At 38.4% G+C, this 17,601-nt stretch carries 17 protein-coding genes; 12 read left to right on the top strand and 5 right to left on the bottom strand.

From position 1 onward, the window contains the following. Window positions 1-11 precede the first annotated feature (11 nt). The 4 genes from BN6556_RS04805 to BN6556_RS04790 all read left to right on the top strand — a co-directional run bounded on the left by BN6556_RS04805 (window position 12) and on the right by BN6556_RS04790 (window position 4,506). The gene (locus BN6556_RS04805) at window positions 12-1,439 is read left to right on the top strand and encodes a type VII secretion protein EssB/YukC (protein WP_066187911.1); all 1,428 of its coding nucleotides are present in this window, start codon (window positions 12-14) and stop codon (window positions 1,437-1,439) included. Window positions 1,440-1,554: 115 nt separating this feature from the next. Further along, entirely contained in the window at window positions 1,555-2,307 is a 753-nt protein-coding gene (locus tag BN6556_RS04800; RefSeq protein ID WP_066187909.1) for a hypothetical protein, read from the top strand. Window positions 2,308-2,314: 7 nt separating this feature from the next. Next, on the top strand, window positions 2,315-3,547 hold the full coding sequence (locus BN6556_RS04795) for a glycosyltransferase family 2 protein (protein ID WP_066187907.1): 1,233 nt from the start codon (window positions 2,315-2,317) through the stop codon (window positions 3,545-3,547). After that, window positions 3,544-4,506, top strand: coding sequence for a hypothetical protein (locus tag BN6556_RS04790; protein WP_066187906.1), 963 nt, complete (start codon window positions 3,544-3,546; stop codon window positions 4,504-4,506). The genes BN6556_RS04795 and BN6556_RS04790 overlap by 4 nt, the downstream gene beginning before the upstream one ends. 187 nt (window positions 4,507-4,693) lie before the next feature. Here BN6556_RS04790 and BN6556_RS04785 read toward each other — a convergent pair whose 3' ends face one another. After that, window positions 4,694-5,044 carry a hypothetical protein gene (locus tag BN6556_RS04785; RefSeq protein WP_066187904.1) on the bottom strand — a complete coding sequence of 117 codons (351 nt, stop codon included), beginning with the start codon at window positions 5,042-5,044 and terminating at the stop codon, window positions 4,694-4,696. Between the two features lie 1,298 nt (window positions 5,045-6,342). On the opposite strand from BN6556_RS04785, the gene BN6556_RS04780 reads away from it, so the two are divergent. Then, window positions 6,343-7,245, top strand: coding sequence for a metallophosphoesterase (locus BN6556_RS04780; RefSeq protein ID WP_066187902.1), 903 nt, complete (start codon window positions 6,343-6,345; stop codon window positions 7,243-7,245). Between the two features lie 33 nt (window positions 7,246-7,278). Beyond that, on the top strand, window positions 7,279-7,704 hold the full coding sequence (locus tag BN6556_RS04775; protein ID WP_066187900.1) for a UPF0158 family protein: 426 nt from the start codon (window positions 7,279-7,281) through the stop codon (window positions 7,702-7,704). Between the two features lie 88 nt (window positions 7,705-7,792). Here the strand turns inward: BN6556_RS04775 and BN6556_RS04770 are convergent, their stop codons facing one another. Both BN6556_RS04770 and BN6556_RS04765 read right to left on the bottom strand, forming a co-directional pair. Then, window positions 7,793-8,083, bottom strand: coding sequence for a helix-turn-helix domain-containing protein (locus BN6556_RS04770; RefSeq protein WP_066187898.1), 291 nt, complete (start codon window positions 8,081-8,083; stop codon window positions 7,793-7,795). 15 nt (window positions 8,084-8,098) lie between these two features. Further along, entirely contained in the window at window positions 8,099-8,545 is a 447-nt protein-coding gene (locus tag BN6556_RS04765; RefSeq protein WP_066187897.1) for a hypothetical protein, read from the bottom strand. A gap of 342 nt (window positions 8,546-8,887) precedes the next feature. On the opposite strand from BN6556_RS04765, the gene BN6556_RS04760 reads away from it, so the two are divergent. Then, on the top strand, window positions 8,888-10,378 hold the full coding sequence (locus BN6556_RS04760; protein WP_066187895.1) for an arylsulfatase: 1,491 nt from the start codon (window positions 8,888-8,890) through the stop codon (window positions 10,376-10,378). Window positions 10,379-10,636: 258 nt separating this feature from the next. Here BN6556_RS04760 and BN6556_RS04755 read toward each other — a convergent pair whose 3' ends face one another. Continuing rightward, window positions 10,637-11,350, bottom strand: a complete 714-nt coding sequence (locus BN6556_RS04755; RefSeq protein WP_066187893.1) for a GntR family transcriptional regulator — start codon at window positions 11,348-11,350, stop codon at window positions 10,637-10,639. Between the two features lie 294 nt (window positions 11,351-11,644). Here BN6556_RS04755 and BN6556_RS04750 point away from each other — a divergent pair, with 294 nt between their 5' ends. From BN6556_RS04750 to BN6556_RS04735, 4 genes are all read left to right on the top strand, one after another. Continuing rightward, complete coding sequence (locus tag BN6556_RS04750; protein WP_066187891.1) at window positions 11,645-13,255, top strand: PTS transporter subunit EIIC; 1,611 nt, start codon at window positions 11,645-11,647, stop codon at window positions 13,253-13,255. 103 nt (window positions 13,256-13,358) lie between these two features. Next, a complete protein-coding gene (locus BN6556_RS04745) occupies window positions 13,359-14,087 on the top strand; it encodes a 6-phosphogluconolactonase (protein WP_066188980.1) in 729 nt (242 codons plus the stop codon). Between the two features lie 47 nt (window positions 14,088-14,134). Next, the gene (locus tag BN6556_RS04740; RefSeq protein ID WP_066187888.1) at window positions 14,135-15,397 is read left to right on the top strand and encodes a Zn-dependent hydrolase; all 1,263 of its coding nucleotides are present in this window, start codon (window positions 14,135-14,137) and stop codon (window positions 15,395-15,397) included. 147 nt (window positions 15,398-15,544) lie between these two features. Next, entirely contained in the window at window positions 15,545-16,033 is a 489-nt protein-coding gene (locus BN6556_RS04735) for a PTS sugar transporter subunit IIA (RefSeq protein ID WP_066187886.1), read from the top strand. A 99-nt stretch (window positions 16,034-16,132) separates the two neighbouring features. Here BN6556_RS04735 and BN6556_RS04730 read toward each other — a convergent pair whose 3' ends face one another. Next, window positions 16,133-17,155 (bottom strand): glycoside hydrolase family 18 protein, encoded by a 1,023-nt coding sequence (locus tag BN6556_RS04730; protein WP_066187883.1) that lies wholly within the window; start codon window positions 17,153-17,155, stop codon window positions 16,133-16,135. Between the two features lie 99 nt (window positions 17,156-17,254). Between BN6556_RS04730 and BN6556_RS22610 the strand changes: the two genes are divergently transcribed. Next, window positions 17,255-17,380 (top strand): hypothetical protein, encoded by a 126-nt coding sequence (locus BN6556_RS22610; protein WP_262361278.1) that lies wholly within the window; start codon window positions 17,255-17,257, stop codon window positions 17,378-17,380. The last annotated feature ends 221 nt before the right edge of the window (window positions 17,381-17,601 follow it).

Below are 17,601 nucleotides of genomic sequence, written 5' to 3'. Positions count from 1 at the left end.
AGGTGAATAGATTGCAAGGTATTAACGGCTATATAAAAGAAGAAGTAGACCAGGTTATCTATGAAATACCTAAGTCACAAACCAATGTGATGGAAGCAGAACAGCTGGATGAATTAAATAAAAAAGATGCCCTTTTCTTCGATGTCCAGCGCTATACCGTAGAGGATGACATCGTGCGTATTTATTATAAGAAACCACAAGACTATACCGCTTTGTCAAGCCTTTCTTCCACCGACAGCTCATTAAGACGCAAGGTCGCCATAAATATACTTGAGGTGGCAAGGCTGGTTGGCACCCAATATACAACGATGATTCACCCAGATAATATATACGTCAATCAGCAAGGGGATGTGAAATTTGCCCAGCGAGGGATCCGTTTTGTACTATCTACTGATGAGCTAACCAACCAACAGGTGATACGGGATTTGAGGTCGCTTACAGCTTCCATTTTGACTGGCGTCCGTTATGCCGATATTAAGCAAAGCAACATAAACGAGCTGGCCGTTCGTTATCCCTATGTGCGAGATATTCAGCAAGCAAAGACCGTCGATCAACTACGTCATGCGATTGATCAATCTGCCTCAGTCGCTGTAACGGCAAAGCCAGGTGTGTCAGAAGCAGTTGAAACCAAACCAAAAGTGGAGAAACCAAAAGCAGAGAAGCAAGAAAAATCTTGGCGAGAAAAAATGCAAAAGTATGCCACCTTGAAAGTGACGGTACCCGCAGGCATTGTCCTTGGTATGGTGGCGGGCATGTTACTGCTGTATATGATTAAGGTAGTTCCAATGGCAGAAGCAACTACATCAGAAAATGATCAACAGCAGCAACAACAGGAAGAACTCGAGCAAGAAAAGGTAGCACTCGAAGCAGAACTTGCAAAGGATGACAAGCTATTGGAAGGATACCGCATGGCAGTGACCGGAAAGACCGAAGAAGCGATCACTAGCTTTGAAAGTGTGGAGCAATTAGATGAAGAAGCGCAGCGTACCTTGGTGGAACAATATATTGACTTAGGCACCGTCGAGAGCTTAACGCAGGCCAGTCAACTAGATCCTTCTTATAATGTACAAATCGTTGACAAGTTGAAATCGATTGAAGGTCAAGAGTCTAAGGAAGCCATCCTGGCACTGGAATCTGACGCCCCAGAAGTAACCATTGAACAAGCATGGGTGAACAAAGACTTTGACAGTGTGGTCGCCATTTATCAGGATATCAGTGATAATGACCGCGCCAAATACCTAGCTGGAAGAAGCTATGTGGAACTGAAAAAGGATAAAGAGGCACTGGAGATTGGCAAGGAACTAAATAATGAAGGCATTCAAGTCAATAGCTTAAATATCCAGAAAGATAAAATCAATAACAACGATGACTTGGATGATGATGAAAAAGAAGAACGAATCGAAAAGATAGATGAACAGATTGATGATATACAAGGATAGACTGCATTTGAGGATGCAGTCTTTTTGTTTGAGAAAAAATCGATATTTTTACTCAACAGCTGTCCTTTTATAGTACAATAGAATAAAAGAATTCTCGCTGAAAGAAGGAGTACGAATGAATCGCAACTTTTTGATGAGTCTGTTAATTATTCTATTATTAGCGAATGGTTGGGCCATCTTATATTTTCAATTTCCATTTTACTTATTAGCTGTTGGTTTGTTAATCGTTTCTGTATTAAATATGGCACTCATGCATGAACGTTTTGTGTTCTTATATACCATTATAATGGTTATTGGTTATGCGGCATTGTTAACGGTAGCGGCCTTTATTAATAATCAACCAGTAGAGACGCAATTATTATATATATATGATCACGTGTTATTCACCAGCTTTATTCTGATGTTTTGGGTTTTGAATCACTACACGAAAAGGCTTGGTTATGAAAATGTGGATTTACGAAAACAAGTAAAGGAATTACAAAAACGTCAGCCGAACACGAGTATCTTAACGATGAACGAATTCCAGGAACAAGCAAAATGGACGTTGGCATCGGTGCAAAGAAATAACAAACAGGCATGGCTGGTAGAACTGACCATCGATGAGAAAAGCAAATCGATTCGTCGAGTAGTACAGGAAAAAATAGAAGAGGCAGGTCTCCGATCGATACGCAGTAACTTTGATTTAATTACCTCTTCTGGATCAACGATATACGTATTACTCCGGGATACCGAACATTACGGAGTAGAGATTGTACTTCATCGAATCGAGCAGAAGTTAAAAGAAATCTTGAACTATATCGACCCACCATACCAAGTACGGGTGGAGCAGATAGATAGAATTGAAAAAATACAACAAATAGGGGCGTAAATAAACCATGATTATCTTATTAATCATTATGACGTTTTTTTGGTTGATGCTGATGTATTATTCAGCAATTAATATAGCAGGAATCTGGCATCGACTGAAGAAAAAAGAGGCGCCTGAACTTTTGCATTATCCTAGCGTTGCCATCTTTATACCAGCTCATAACGAGGAAGTAGTAATTGCCGATACATTGCGGGCAATGGCAAGACTTCAATACCCTGGTAAGCTGGATATTTATTTATTGAATGACAATTCATCTGACAGAACAGGAGCTATTGCTGATGAATTTGCCCGAGCCTTTTCAAGTATTCATCATATTCCTGTGCCAATGGGCGAACCAAAAGGAAAGTCTCGAGTGCTTAATTATGGTTTGAAGATTTCCCAATCTGATTATTTCGCCGTATACGATGCTGACAATGAACCAGAACCTGATGCCTTAAAGAAATTGGTGGAAGCAGCTGAAAACAATGAAAAAGCAGCAGGGGCAGTTGGTTATGTCAAAACAAAAAATATGGCCAAAAATGCCTTAACACGCATGATTGGCCTAGAATTTCAAGTGTTTCAACTGCTAATGCAATGCGGACGCTGGGCATTATTTCGGTTAGGCTCACTAGCAGGTACCAATATGCTGGTAAAACGTCAAGTGGTGCAGGAATTGGGAGAGTATGATGTACGGGCATTGGCAGAGGATGCAGAATTAACGGTAAGAATCACGGCTATGGGATATCATTTACCTGTCGTACCAGCTTCTCGCACTTGGGAGCAGGAGCCTGAGAAAATAAAGACTTTTGTTCGGCAAAGGACTCGGTGGCTGACTGGGAACCTATATTTATTGGAAAAGTCGATTCATGATTTGTCTCATTGGAAAGGTCGTACCTTTGCTTTATCCTTGCAGCATGTATTCACTTATCTATTCTTTGCTGTCTTATTGCTGGTGTCAGACATCTTCTTCATCATGGGCCTATTAGGTTTTACTTTACCTGATATGCGCGCGCCGATCTTGATTTTATGGTTTATGAGCTATATTGTTTATACCTCACAACTATTAAGTGCGTTAGTAGTAGATGACAATGTGTCTGTAAAGAATGTTTGCTTTATCCTGCTGATGTATTTTACTTATGCGCAGCTTTTTATTATCTTGTTATTCCGCAGCTCCTTGAGTTATATATGGAATCGTCTTAGAGGACAGACCATTACATGGGATAAGACGGAACGATTCAAAGGAAGGGAAGAAAGCCTTTGATTGGTCGTAAATCTTTATTGTTTTTTATTAGTTTATTATTTTTATTGGCAGGATGCCGTGTGTCGATGGATGAATCAGTGCAACAGCAGGTGGAAGATGCGTACATGAGTGAGCAAGGTTTGATTCATGCTTATCCCAATCAGGAAGATTCTCAGTATCTATCGGAGAGCGTAGGGCTCTATTTAGAGTTTTTATTACAGGTGGAGGATAAGGATCGTTTCGCTGAACAAGTCGCCTTGCTGCAAGATTATTTTGTGCAAACCAGTGATGGGGCGAGTTTTATTGCTTGGGAACTGACAGATAATACACAGGTGAATGCTTTAATTGATGATGTACGAATCATTAAGGTCTTAAAAGAAGCAAGTGATACATTTTCTGAGCCAGCATATGACGAGCTTGCTGAGGATTTGTTGATGGTGATCAAACAGACACAAATATGGAAAGATGTATTTGTGGATTACTATGATTGGGAATACCAAACGACCGCCAATCGAATCACATTAAGCTACTTAATCCCGGCATTCTTTCAATTCTTCCCGGAGGCAGCAGCCAATCGTCTGATTTTGGAAAATGCTTCAGGAGATCCTGTATTTTATCCGGAGTATTTTGAGCTATCTACCCAGACCTATCAATTTGATGGGGAGGCGCATATGGTCGATCAGTTATTAATTGCACTAAATAAGGAGCAGGTCAATATGGCTTTTGAAGACTGGATCATCAAAGAATGGGAGCGGGAAGATCGTCTTTATGGAAGATATGATAAGGAAACCTTAGAGTCAACGGTAGAGTACGAGTCATTGGCTGTATATGGTTATTTGCATCGCTTTTTCATGAAGATAGGCGATGAAGATTTAGCAGAAGAAGTCTTTCAGCGGGCTGAAGTATTAGCTCAGGAGTCGGCTGGCCAACTTCATTTTTTTGATTTTATTCATTGGGAGTTGATGAAGAAAAGAGGTTAAGCGCCTGATGTATAAAATAGTAAGCTGGGGAATTCAGTGTTTATAGTGGAATATGGCTGGACTATCGCAGCAGTTTAGCCATATTCCAGATTGCTCTTTGTTCAACAAAAGCGCCTGATTGCTAATTATAAACAGACTGTGATTGTAACATCTTCAATATGGATATATGTATTTTATTTCTTATGATTCATCTTCTTTGGTATAGATCTGGATTCCAACTACTGTTCATAGATTCAACCGTTATAGACTGTTCATCAGAAGAAAGTGTAACGATCAAGGGTTCCGATTTATTAGATACCTGACCGTCAAAATTAAGATCTATACTATTCTCGTTTTCCGTCCATTCCCCTTCGTACTCAGTACCACCTTCATTGTAAATAGCAGCCCCATTTTTATCGATAGTGATTTCTATCTTGCTCCCACTAGTACTAGTTCCTCCATATGTTCCTACCCACTTACTAGATCCGCCACAAGCAGATAGATTTATTATTGCAAAAATAAGTAAAACACCAACAAGCCACTTTGTCTTCATATTCATTTGAAATCTCCTCTAATATATATTTTTTTATAGATAGTCGTAAGCAATACGGCTCAATTGTTGAACAAAGAATAATCTGGAATAGTGGAACAAGATTTAATATGTAATGTTTCAATCCACGCACCCAAAAGGAGGCGACAGCAAACATCAAAAAGCCTGTACTATAAATGGTATTAGTCATAAGAATGCAAGCCTAAATTTTCTATTAATTAAAGAATAAAAATCACAAATTAACCCTTAATAAAACGAATTATGTAAGAGGTACTAACCTCCTTGGTATTACATGTGCCTAAGGTTAGCATCAGATTAAAAATCAATGGTCCTTCGAAATAAGCGCTTTTGTTCCGATGTATCCAGTTTTTTTCTATTACTTGTTATTTCATAATTAAAATATCGTACATATTAAAAATAATGAGCAATATTGTCTTATTTCATATCATTTTTTTCATGTAACTTTGCACTCAAGTCTACTTTTAGAAGTATAGATTCTATAAACGGGTGCTCGATGGTTGGTGTTTTGCTAATTTTTAGGGATAGATCACTTAAATCAAGACTAATTTCCCATCGTTTCATTAATTATAGTTCTATTTTATCATATATGGTTCGTGAAGGGGCGAATAAAAATAAAAGTTACAGAAAATAATGATTGTAAAATGGTCTTTAAAGCATTTAATGTGTTGCTCTATTCATCACATTTTAATCCTTTTAGACCTATTAAAGATTTCCTCTATCTGAGTTAATGCTGATGTTATCTCTTGCTAAATCGGCTAATTTTTACTTAGGTTTTATTTACGCACATATTGCCTCTGTCGATTTCCATTTAAAGCACAACAGTTCATTATAATCAGTTCTTCTATTATTAAATATTAGAAAAATTGAGGTAGCCTACCATGAGTAAACTACTGCTTCAGACGTGTAAATGGTGTAAAATCCTTAATCAGTAAAGAAGTAATCCATATTTTCTGATATAATTTAATTCAACCTTATCACAATGCAACACAATAACCGATGAAATGTTCATGATCAATACTAGTAACTGCCCTTTAACAACAGAAAAGAAGTGAAGCAGCTTGACTTAGAAACAACTGTTTGATAATCATATTCTAGATAGGGTTGCCTGTAACCAATCGCAGACGCTATCAGGAAATAGTTTCCCTATTAAGAAATATGCTGGATTATACAGGTGGCAAGCAAAAAATAATGGAAATAACGAAAAAATGACGTTTTATCTATGACAACCGATGGGCGATGATTTATGAATTACGTAAACTATAGCCGTTAAATAGGAAGGTGACAAAATGATCAACAACGTGCGCGAACATTTACAAGACAAAGTGAAATATAGAATGTGGTTGTTTTCCGATCTGCAACAATCGGTGCCGGAACAGGCGGAGTATTGCTTGTCGACAGCGGTGGATGACTTTAAATCTTTAGATCTGACCTGTGATTACATATGGTATCTTGGTGATGCGGTAGAAGGTAACAACCAAGAACAATTGCGAAAAATGACGGAGATCCAATTGAATTTGCTTAAGCCTTTGAATATTCCAGTGCGGTTCGTGCTAGGGAATCATGATTTCGATTATATCTGGGACAATAGAGACAGCTCTGAACAACTGCCCGTCTTTTTTCACGAGGCAGTGGCAAACACAGAAGGATGGAAAACGATTGATCAGCTAACCTCCTTTTACTTTAGCGAAGACATAGGGGATTACAAAGTTATTTTTCTATCCGATCATGGGGATCCAGCGGGCGAGTGGATATCTACGCATGGACTTGTTCACGGAAATGAGCAGAAATATCCTTATACAAAAGATGATTTGTTAGCATTGAGACAGGAGATTGCCCAGAGTTCTAAAAAGGTGATTACCGTTTCTCACGGAGCTTTTGCGGGAGGGAACCGTGCTTTTCCATTATGGGATCCTTTGTTACCATTGCCTGAAACGGTAAAAGTCCATTTTTATGGACATTCACATATTGGCGATGTGGTGCAAGGCAAGGAAAAGGTTTATCGAAAAATTGCTTATGTTGACCATGAGAAAACCCCACAAATTAATGTTTCTTCACTAGAAAATCGTCGAGGTGACGAGGTTCGTTCGGTTATTCTGGAAATCTATCAAGATGCTACAATGGGGATTTATTTTCGCGACCATGAAAAGAAGATTTGGGCTGATTTGTATATGATTGATGATAAAAGGTGAGAAAGAATCAGAAGCAACAGGAAGGTGAGTAGGGTGAAGATAAAATTAGATGTTGTGATAGAGACGATTGAACTAGCAAGTGATGAAATGGATTGTTATTATAACAGAGAAACAGGAGAATTCATTCTATATGGAGGTTATGCACTTTCAAGAGCCGAACAAGAAGATTTTCTGGAAGAGTTAGAGGCGGATGAGGAAGATAAATATGTAAAGTTTCCTACCCAATTTGAAATTGATGATTATGATATTATGGAGAACTTTATTTGGGCCATGCCTGAAGGTGACGCCCAAAATAAATTGGCCAGTGCGATCCGTGGTCGAGGTGCTTTTCGCCGGTTTAAGGATGAAGTCCAATACCTCGGTTGGGAGCAACAATGGTTTGACTATCGTGATAAGGAATATCGGCAAATCGCTATCAATTGGTGTGAAGAGAATGATATCGAATATTGGGAAGAGTAATGTTGGGCGAATCCATTAACATGATGGATTCGCCTTGTCATTATCTGTTTTATGTGTGGAATCATATTTTTAATCGAATAGAACGTCTTCAAGATCCAACAGTCGTATCTTTTGGATCATTAGTGCCGTCAATGATAAATGAAGTATTTAATGCTTGTGATATTCGTAACAATGTAGTTACTTTAGGACTGGTTAGCCCTGCCTCAATTCGACCAATCGTTGATTTTGGGACACCTGCCAGATCAGCCAATTGTTGTTGTGATAATTGTAAATGCTGTCGTTTTGTTTTTATCTGTGCGGCAATCTTCCCTTCCAATTGTAAGCTCTGTACTTGTTGTTTACCACGTATTTGAGCGTAGCGATTAAAGAAATCGGTCATGTTAATCCCTCTCTTCTAATATAAATTCGGGTCATACTCACAGTAATTTGCGTAGTTATTTTCAGCGGGGAGAATATCCCTTTGTTTTATTAAACCATTATAAGATTTGTCAAAGTAATGAAGCAAAATCACTTTGTGGTAGTTATGAATGTCGTAGATAATACGATGATTACCAGTTCTTCCACCTTTTAAATCCCATCTGTAAAAATTAGTATGCTCTGTGTTTTTTATAATATGTTTGAGAGAAGGTGTACTTTCGTCAAAATCTGTAATATCTGCTATTTCCATATCGGGGTACGGATTAAGAGAAATAATAGTGAGTTGTCTAGTGTAAATATCAGCAATTCTACACCAAATTCCTTCCTTACCAATTCGTAATTCTTGTTCTGCTTGATGTAAAAGATATGTCTCGAAAGTAGATGTGTTACCTTTGTATATTATTTGATATGCTGCCTCGTTCATAGAAAATTTCCTCTGTAATTATAGTATGTTAATGATAGCATAAATGCTATCATTTTTCCAGATTATTAAAAGTGAAGCATTAGGAGAATGATAACTGTTCGTTTTTTTAAGCAGTGCGTTTGGAGAAGGCCTATTGAAACAATACGTGAAAAAAAGATTGCTTACTGATATAGTTATGGTATGAGAAGGTATGATAAAAAAGCCAAATAGGAGTGTTTTTCCATATAACAATTTGAAATAACATTGTTGGCAGGAGATTAATTGTGGGTCTACCATAAATTTACTTTGACAAGTTTGGCAAATTGAAAAACACTTCAACAAACGAATAGAAAGGAGAATAACATGAATCAACCAAACGTTTTACTGATTATGACCGATCAACAAAGGTGGGACGCGTTAGGCTGTTATGGCAATGACGTGATAGAAACACCGAATTTAGACTGGCTGGCGTCTCAGGGAACCATATTTGAAAACGCTTACTCGCCAAGCCCCTCTTGCGTGCCGGCGAGAGCTGCTTTACTTACTGGCATGGACCCATGGCATACAGGGATATTAGGGGTGGGGAGCAGTCAAGGACCAATGGGAGTAGGCTTTTCTCATACATTGCCGGGAGAGTTGGCTAAGGCTGGTTATCACACTCAAGGAGTTGGGAAGATGGGCTTTCGGCCACAGCGAGCGTTGAATGGCTTTCATCAAACAGTCTTGGATGAATCCGATCAGGAAATCGATCGCGGATTTTATTCCGATTACAAGCAATGGTTTGATAAAAATAAAACGGGAGATTATGGTATTGTTGATCACGGGATTGGTTGGAATTCGTGGATGGCTCGTCCGTATCATGCGCCAGAATTTTTACATCCTACCAATTGGACGATCAATGAATCCTTGGATTTTTTGAAGCAGCGTCGTGATCCCAGTAAGCCATTTTTCTTAAAGACTTCTTTCACCAGGCCGCATTCTCCTTACGATGCACCAGATTATTATTTTCATCGATATGCAGAGGCCGCCGCTATACCGAAGGCTAAGGTAGGTGAGTGGGCGTCGATGCACGATGTAAAGGAGGATGCTGTTAAGCCTGAGACGTGGCGCGGTGTAAGGAGTGATCAAGAGATTCATCGTGCCAGGGCAGGGTATTATGGTTCGATTCATCATATTGATCACCAGATTGGCAGGCTGTTATCCTACCTTGTCAAAAATAAACTTTTTGATAATACGCTGATTATTTTTACTTCTGATCATGGCGATATGCTTGGGGATCATCATTTATGGCGGAAAACCTATGCTTACGAAGGATCTGCTCATATCCCCTTAATCGTGAAACTGCCGAATGCTTATACCCCAATGGAAAAAAAGGTAAGTGAACCGGTTTCGTTGCAAGATATTATGCCAACGATATTGGACAGTGTCTCATTAGCCATACCGGAAAGCGTGGATGGGAAAAGTATGGTGCCTTTAATAAAAAGGGAGCAAGTACCATGGAGAGAATACCTGCATGGAGAACACAGCACATGTTATGCCGAGGAGCAGGAGATGCAGTATCTAACCGATGGTGTTTATAAATACATTTGGTTCCCGCGTACAGGGATGGAGCAGCTATTCCACCTACAGGATGACCCCTATGAATGTGAAGATTTGTCGGAAGAGCCAGTCTTCGCATCTAAGTTAGATAAATGGCGGCAGCGTCTTGTCTCCATTTTAGAGAAAAGGGATAAGGGGTTAACGGAGAATGGACAATTAGTATGTCAAAAAGGGCGCCCTTTCTTAACTTCACCTCATTATCGAACGAGGATGGAGAAGACACGGATGTTTAATGATTCGGCTTTTTCTAGTTGATGGGTAGAAAAAATATGGTCAAGTGATTATTTGTGGTTTAGGTTCAGACTACACCAATTCTTTTTTATGATTATCAGAAATGTCTTACCTAGAGATATGCCATTTAAAAAAACAGTGTCAGTTTATATGACAATATCAGAGACACGATTAATGAAAAGATTTATACTATAAAAATGAATACGAGTTTAGTACAAATTATTTAAATTCACCATAAATAACCGTTACAATCATGCCAAAGGTTATTTATGGTGTGAGCTATTATATTGAATAATTTAGTTTGAATGTATATTTATCAGGGTTGAAATATATTTTTGTATATTCAAACATAATATCATTCTTTAATATCGAATGATGCTTCATTAATAGAATAGGGACTTGCTTATCTAGTTGGAATAACTCAATCAAATCATTATCAGGCATGATTGGTTCTAACTCACCCTGTCTTTGGCTGACTTGATAACCTTTTTTGTGAATGTGTTCATACAAGGATTGTCTCATAATATCAACAGATAATTCAGGAAGAAGTTTTGCTGGTATATGAGACTCTTCTAATATATAAGGTTCCTCATTGACATAGCGTAGTCTTTTAACAAAAAAGATTTTTTCATCATCATCAAGTTTTAATAGGCTTTGGATATATGGAGTAGGGAGTGTGTAATTGAATGCCAAGATTTCGTTGTAAAAATCTGTATTTTTCTCAATCATTTCAGCAGTAAAACTCTCCATATTTAAAATATCGTACTCCATTTTATTTTTTTTTATGTAGGTTCCACTTCCGTGAATTCGATAAAGTAAATTCTCGTCTATTAGTAATTTGATCGCATGTCGGATAGTGACTCTACTTGCTTGATACATCTCCGAAAGCTTTGCCTCAGAAGGTATCATATCTCCAGCAACTAGTTGTGAAGAGATGATGTCTTCTTTTATTTTGTTGGCAACCTCTTTATATAAGGGTAACGATTTATTCCACATGAAAACCCAACCTTTCTCCAATACTATCTATAAATATAACATGTATCCAATGAAATTGATATATTTAATACAAATATAATACATGTATGTTGATTTTGTTTTTAATAAGTGTTAAAGTTGTATTTAATAATTGATCAGGAGGTATTGTTTATGTATTTAAAAAAGCTGTTGAATAAATCGTGTACTTAAGCAAGATCTTTGTATACCTGTTTTAACTGTGCAACACCACTGATTTAGTGTGGAAAATACTATTTTATTATCATTGTATCTACTGGAGAGAGGAGACATTCAGACATGAGAACGATGATCCAAAAGTTTGGGAGAACTTTATTGGGTCCTCTATCTATAATTATTGCTTCCGGTTTACTCTTAGGGATTGTATCTATTTTGCAAAATCCAAGTCTTGTAGGAGAAACCATATCTGAGGCCTATTACGTACAAACCTTTATAGATGGAGTCCAAGCGATTGTTTCAACGATGTTTAGTTTATTACCAATTCTATTTGCTATTTCGGTAGCGACTGGTTTAGCGAGAGACGACAAAGAGATAGCGGGGCTTGCTGTTGTTATAGGTTTTATGTTATTTAATGTCGTAATTAGCTTTCTATTAGAATTAAACGGCATAACTGGTGCAACAACTTCTGTAGAATATTTGATGGATCAGGGTCACTCGGAAGTGGAAGCATTCCAAATTTCATCTGCTTATGAAACCGTACTAGGTGTGTTTACCTTCCGAATGAGTATTTTTAGTGGGATTTTGGTAGGATTGTGGACAGCGTTTATTCATAATAAATTTCATACACAGCAACTGCCAGCGGCTTTCAGTTTCTTTAGTGGCAACCGTTTTGTTCCCATTATGATTATCGCGACTATGCCATTTGTATCAATTGTGATGTATTTTATCTGGCCATATTTTAATGAGGTAATTAATAGTCTGGGTAGTTTAATCAGTACATCAGGGGCATTTGGAACGTTTCTTTATGGTTTTTCAGAGCGTTTATTAATTCCAACCGGTTTACACCATGTATTGAATCAGCTGCTTCGCTTCACTCCATTTGGAGGTACCGCGGAGATTGATGGTCAATTAGTATCCGGTGCACTCAACATATTTAATGCACAGCTGTCTTTGGATAATCCTGATATGGGTATCATGAGAGACGCAACACGTTTTCTATCACAAGGTGTTCATGCATTCCAAGTATTCGGACTTCCTGCCGCAGCGTTTGCGATGTACAAAGCGGCTAAGCCTGAAAAACGCAGAAAAGTGAAAGGGATGTTGATTGCAGCTGGATTAACGACATTTGCAACGGGTATTACCGAACCGATTGAGTTTGCCTTTATTTTTATTTCTCCAATCTTGTGGATATTCCATGCTCTTATGGCCGGGCTATCCTTCATGTTAATGACCCTATTTGGAGTGGCCGTCGGGAATGCCGCTGGGGGATTAATCGATTTAACGATATTTGGTATATTACAAGGTACCTATACGAAATGGCCAATCATTGTTGCTGTCGGTTTATGTTATTCTGTCATTTATTATTTCGTATTCAAGTTTGTGATTGAGAAATTCAATATCAAGACACCAGGAAGAGAAGATAGTAATGGTGATGATGATACAGACGAAGATACCATGGAGAGTGCCTCTGAAAGCACGATGGATAAGGATGACTTAGGAGTCCAAATTATGGAGGCGATCGGTGGAAAAGAAAACATTACTGACATTGATAACTGTATATCCAGATTAAGGTTAGTTTTAGAAGATACGAGTTTAGTCGACGAAGCTAAGGTGAAACGAACTGGATCAATGGGGATAGTAGTCATTGATAAAAATAATATTCAAATAGTGTATGGAGCAAAAGTGGAACAAGCGGCTCGAGCATTGAAAAGTGCCGTAAAAAATGCCTAGTATATTGGAATGGAGAGTGCTGAGCAATCCATTTCCGATAGAAAATAAATGAAAATAGAAGGAGGGAAAACTCACTAAAATACAGCATATTTTAGTGAATAATATGGAAGTAATTTATGTAAAAGACTATGAAGAAATGTCACAAAAAGGATTTGAACAAATCAAGAAAGTAATGGAAACAAAAGAATCACCAGTTGTTTCTTTAAATACGGGGGGGACACCAAAGGGGCTATTTCAATATCTTGTTGAGGCGATCAATCAAGGGTTAGATATTAGCGATGCAACAATCATGAGCTTGGATGAATACATCGGACCTAAAGATGCTGTTTATACGGTTCGAAATTTCATGAACCAAAGGTTGTTCAATAATATCGAGCAACAACCGAAACATCTCTTTTTGATGGATGGTTCGACCGACGATGTAGAGAGTGAAATCAAGCGATATAAAGAGTTATTAGCAACGTATCCTAGAGACATTCAGTTGCTAGGCTTGGGGACTAATGCCCATCTGGGAGCGAATGAGCCAGGTACACCATTTGATACCACGATGTTTTTAGCAGAGCACCATGAGTCTACTATCCAATCAACGATGAAAGAGTATGGTATTACGCGTGAAGAAGCACCAACTGAAATGCTGACATTAGGATTAAAAGAGATCACAGAAGCAGAAACAGTACTGTTATTAGTATCCGGTAAGCATAAAGCTCAAGCAGTGAAGGATTTAGTGGAAGGAGAGGTCACTCCTGATTGCCCTGCAAGTGTTCTGAGAAATTGTGAAAATGCTGTGGTAATTGTAGATGAGGACGCAGCTTCTTTATTAACCAAGGAATAAGGGGAGGCAATCAGTTAGTTGTAACAGATTTAAATGGAGGAAACATCATGCATACAAATTTAGATAGAATCATCAATGATATTGAAACATTAGCAACGTACACATCCACTCCAGGAAAGGGTGTGACAAGATCTTCCTACAGTAAAGAGGATCAAATGGCAAAAGATTACTTAAAAAAAGAAATGGAAAAAATCGGACTTGACGTATATGAAGATGCCTTTGCAACGGTATTTGGCCAGCGAGAAGGTAAAAATCCTGATGCGCCAACGATTATTATCGGGTCACATTATGACTCTGTCGTAAATGGTGGTCGTTTTGATGGAACAGCAGGGGTGATTGCCGCTTTAGAAACGCTTCGTGTATTGGAAGAAAATCATATAGAGAACGACTATCCGATAGAGATCATTGCCATGAACGCGGAAGAAGGAGAAACCTTTGGCCCAGGAAGTGGGGTTTCAAATTCAAGGGCAATGGTAGGTACACTTACCGAAAAAGAATTGGATATGGCGACCAATAGATTCGGCGAAACCAAACGAGAAGCAATGAAAAATTATGGTTTGGAACCTGATTTAGAAGCTGCTAAGAGAGAGATGAGCCAGGTTAAATCATTTTTGGAACTTCATATCGAGCAAGGTCCCAACTTGGAAGCACAGCAAACAGATATTGGATTAGTTGAATACCTTGCTGGAATTGGCAGGTATATGATTCGTTTTCATGGTAAATTTGAAGATTCGACTGCTGCGATGGATACTAGACAAGATGCGTTAATTGCTGCCTCTAAATTTATATTGGCACTGGATGAACTGGTAAAGGGACTAGGAGATGGGATTACCGGGACAGTTGGCATGATTAATGTGACCCCAAACTCCAATCAATATGTACCTGAATTTGCCGAAATATCAGTGGAAATCCGAACAATGGATAAAGCTATTCTAGATAAAGTAGACGTATTAGAGGAACTCAAGAAGATTGTGGAAACTATTGAAATGGACACAAATGTGAAAGTGGAAATAACAGAGAGAGCTCGAATTGGGTATCCAAATCCTACTCCTCCAAGTGTTATGGATAAAGAAACTGTGAAATTAATGGAAGAAGTATGTGAGCAGCTAAATTATAGCAGCATGATTATCAATAAAGGAACGGGTCATGACGCGATGATCACCGCAGAATACGTGCCAACAAATATGATCTATGTACCAAGTAAAGATGGGATTAGTCATCACCCTGATGAGTGGACTGACTATGAAGATTTGCAAAAAGGTATAGAGGTCATGCTGCATACTGTGAAGAAACTTTGTCAACAAGATTAAGTTAATCAGGTAAACAGGTCAATCGGTTGTTTGTAGTGCATATTTAAAAAGTTTGATCTTACGGACTAAACAGGAAGGGAAACGCCACTTTGTCCGTAATAACCTCTGATAGATTGATAAGATGATACAAACGGAGGCGTTGAATATATGTTTTTTAATAAAAAGAAAAAGAAGAAAGAACTTACCATCTATAGCCCTTTAAACGGTGAACTTATTCCATTAGAAGAAGTCCCTGACCCAGTATTTTCGCAAAAAATGATGGGAGAAGGAGTAGGCTTTATTCCGACTTCAGGAGAAGTATTTTCTCCTATAGCAGGTGAAGTGGCCCAGGTTTTCCCTACAAAACATGCTGTTGGACTGATAACGGATGAAGGTGTGGAAGTGCTTTTGCATTTAGGTCTAGAAACGGTTGAACTCAAAGGAGAAGGATTCCATATCGAGGTCAGTGAAGGTGACAGATTGCAAGTCAACGATAAAATAGGTGATTTTGATTTAGCTCTAATAGAGGAGAAGGGTAAAAAGACGACGACTGTTCTAGCATTCACCAATTTTGTCGATAAGATCGAAGAGCAGGCCGTTGCGCAAAAAGGAAAAATAGAACGGGGAAAAGAAATTATTGAGTTAAAATTGAAATAAACAAAAAAGAACAGTACATCATGAAGCCTGAATTCATTATTGATATGAATTCAGGCTGATTGTGTTTGTAATGAAAATTCGCCACGGGGCTTTCCTCTGCTAACTATTTGCCCTATGCATCGCATCCAATAACCGATACGTCTTATCACACTTATATTCCCAGAACATAATGCCAGCTAATCCTTCCAGATGAACATAGTGGCATTTATGCGTAATCGATACTTCATCATCATAGGAAATAAAAGTACTACCGTCAAATAGGAATGGTGCCTTAGCTTCGTCATCCCAGAATCGAGTAAATCCATTGGTATCGATATAATCTGAAGCAAGTTCAGTAAAGGAAGGACCATAACCTCCAGAACCGGGTGACATTTGCAAGTAACCATTGTTTTTATTCGGTACATCCTTCCACATACGGGAATAGAAGGCGGCACCAATGACAATCTTGTGGCGTGGCACACCTGCTTCGACAAATAAACGGACGGATTGATTGACACTGATCCGGAATAAATCTCCTGTTGGTGTATAGAGGTTGGTATGATGTCCGGTAAGTACTTGAAATCCGCCACGCATATCATAGGTCATGAGTTGAATATAATCTAGATACTGCTCAACCTTATCCATCTCTGTCCCATCGATATAATATTGATCGGCGCCTGTCGCGATGGTTAGTAAGGCATGTTTATCCAGTCCATCTAATGCTTCTCTGATTTGTTGTAAAAGATAGGTGAAGTTCTCTTTGTCAGCTGGAGACGAACCGATACCAGCTTCGTCATAACATGGATATTCCCAATCCAAATCAATGCCATCTAGGGCTTCGTACTCGCTTACAATGCGTGCAGCACTTGCTGCCATCTTTTCTCTTCCAACAGCAGTAGCAGCCGCTTCAGAGAATCCACCCGCACTCCAGCCGCCCACTGAGAGCAAAATAGTAATTGCTGGATTGATCGCTTTGATTTTTTTCAATTGATCCAGATGTTTTAAATGAGTGATACTGATTTCATTGTGCTTTACATGCCCAAAAGCAATATTGATATGGGTTAATTTAAGAGCATCCTCTTCGCGTAATTCTGGTAATTCGTTATCCCCAACATAGCCGATGATTTTATATTTATTTTCCATATTTATTCTCTTCCTTCCCCATGTTATTTTTTTGTTTGATGGAGGTTATCTGTTTTCCATTAAAGCTATATTATACCAAAAGGAGACAGGATTCAATACATGTCTAGAGTCTGGGCAGAAGCGAAAAAATACCGTTTGAATCAACTGGATATTCAAATGGCCAAAGAACAGAGAATGACACCAAAAAGTTTAATCAAGAATATGCCTGTTCCATCACAACAATGAAAGGAGCCAGTAAAGATATGGATTCGAGACTTATACGAAAAAAAGTTTGGAAAGGTGTTGTCATGATATGACAGATGACAGACTTCCTGAAACAGAAATTTTGGTGATTTTGTGTGGCGCCGATGAGATTATTGCGCAAGGCGGTGACCTTTTCATTGATATTTAACAAAGACAGGAACCTCACAACCCATCCACCTTAGATAGAGTTGTGAGATTTTGTT

Source organism: Gracilibacillus timonensis (genome assembly GCF_900086715.1).
Classification (GTDB): domain Bacteria; phylum Bacillota; class Bacilli; order Bacillales; family Amphibacillaceae; genus Gracilibacillus; species Gracilibacillus timonensis.
This window is presented reverse-complemented; position numbering and strand designations above follow the sequence as displayed.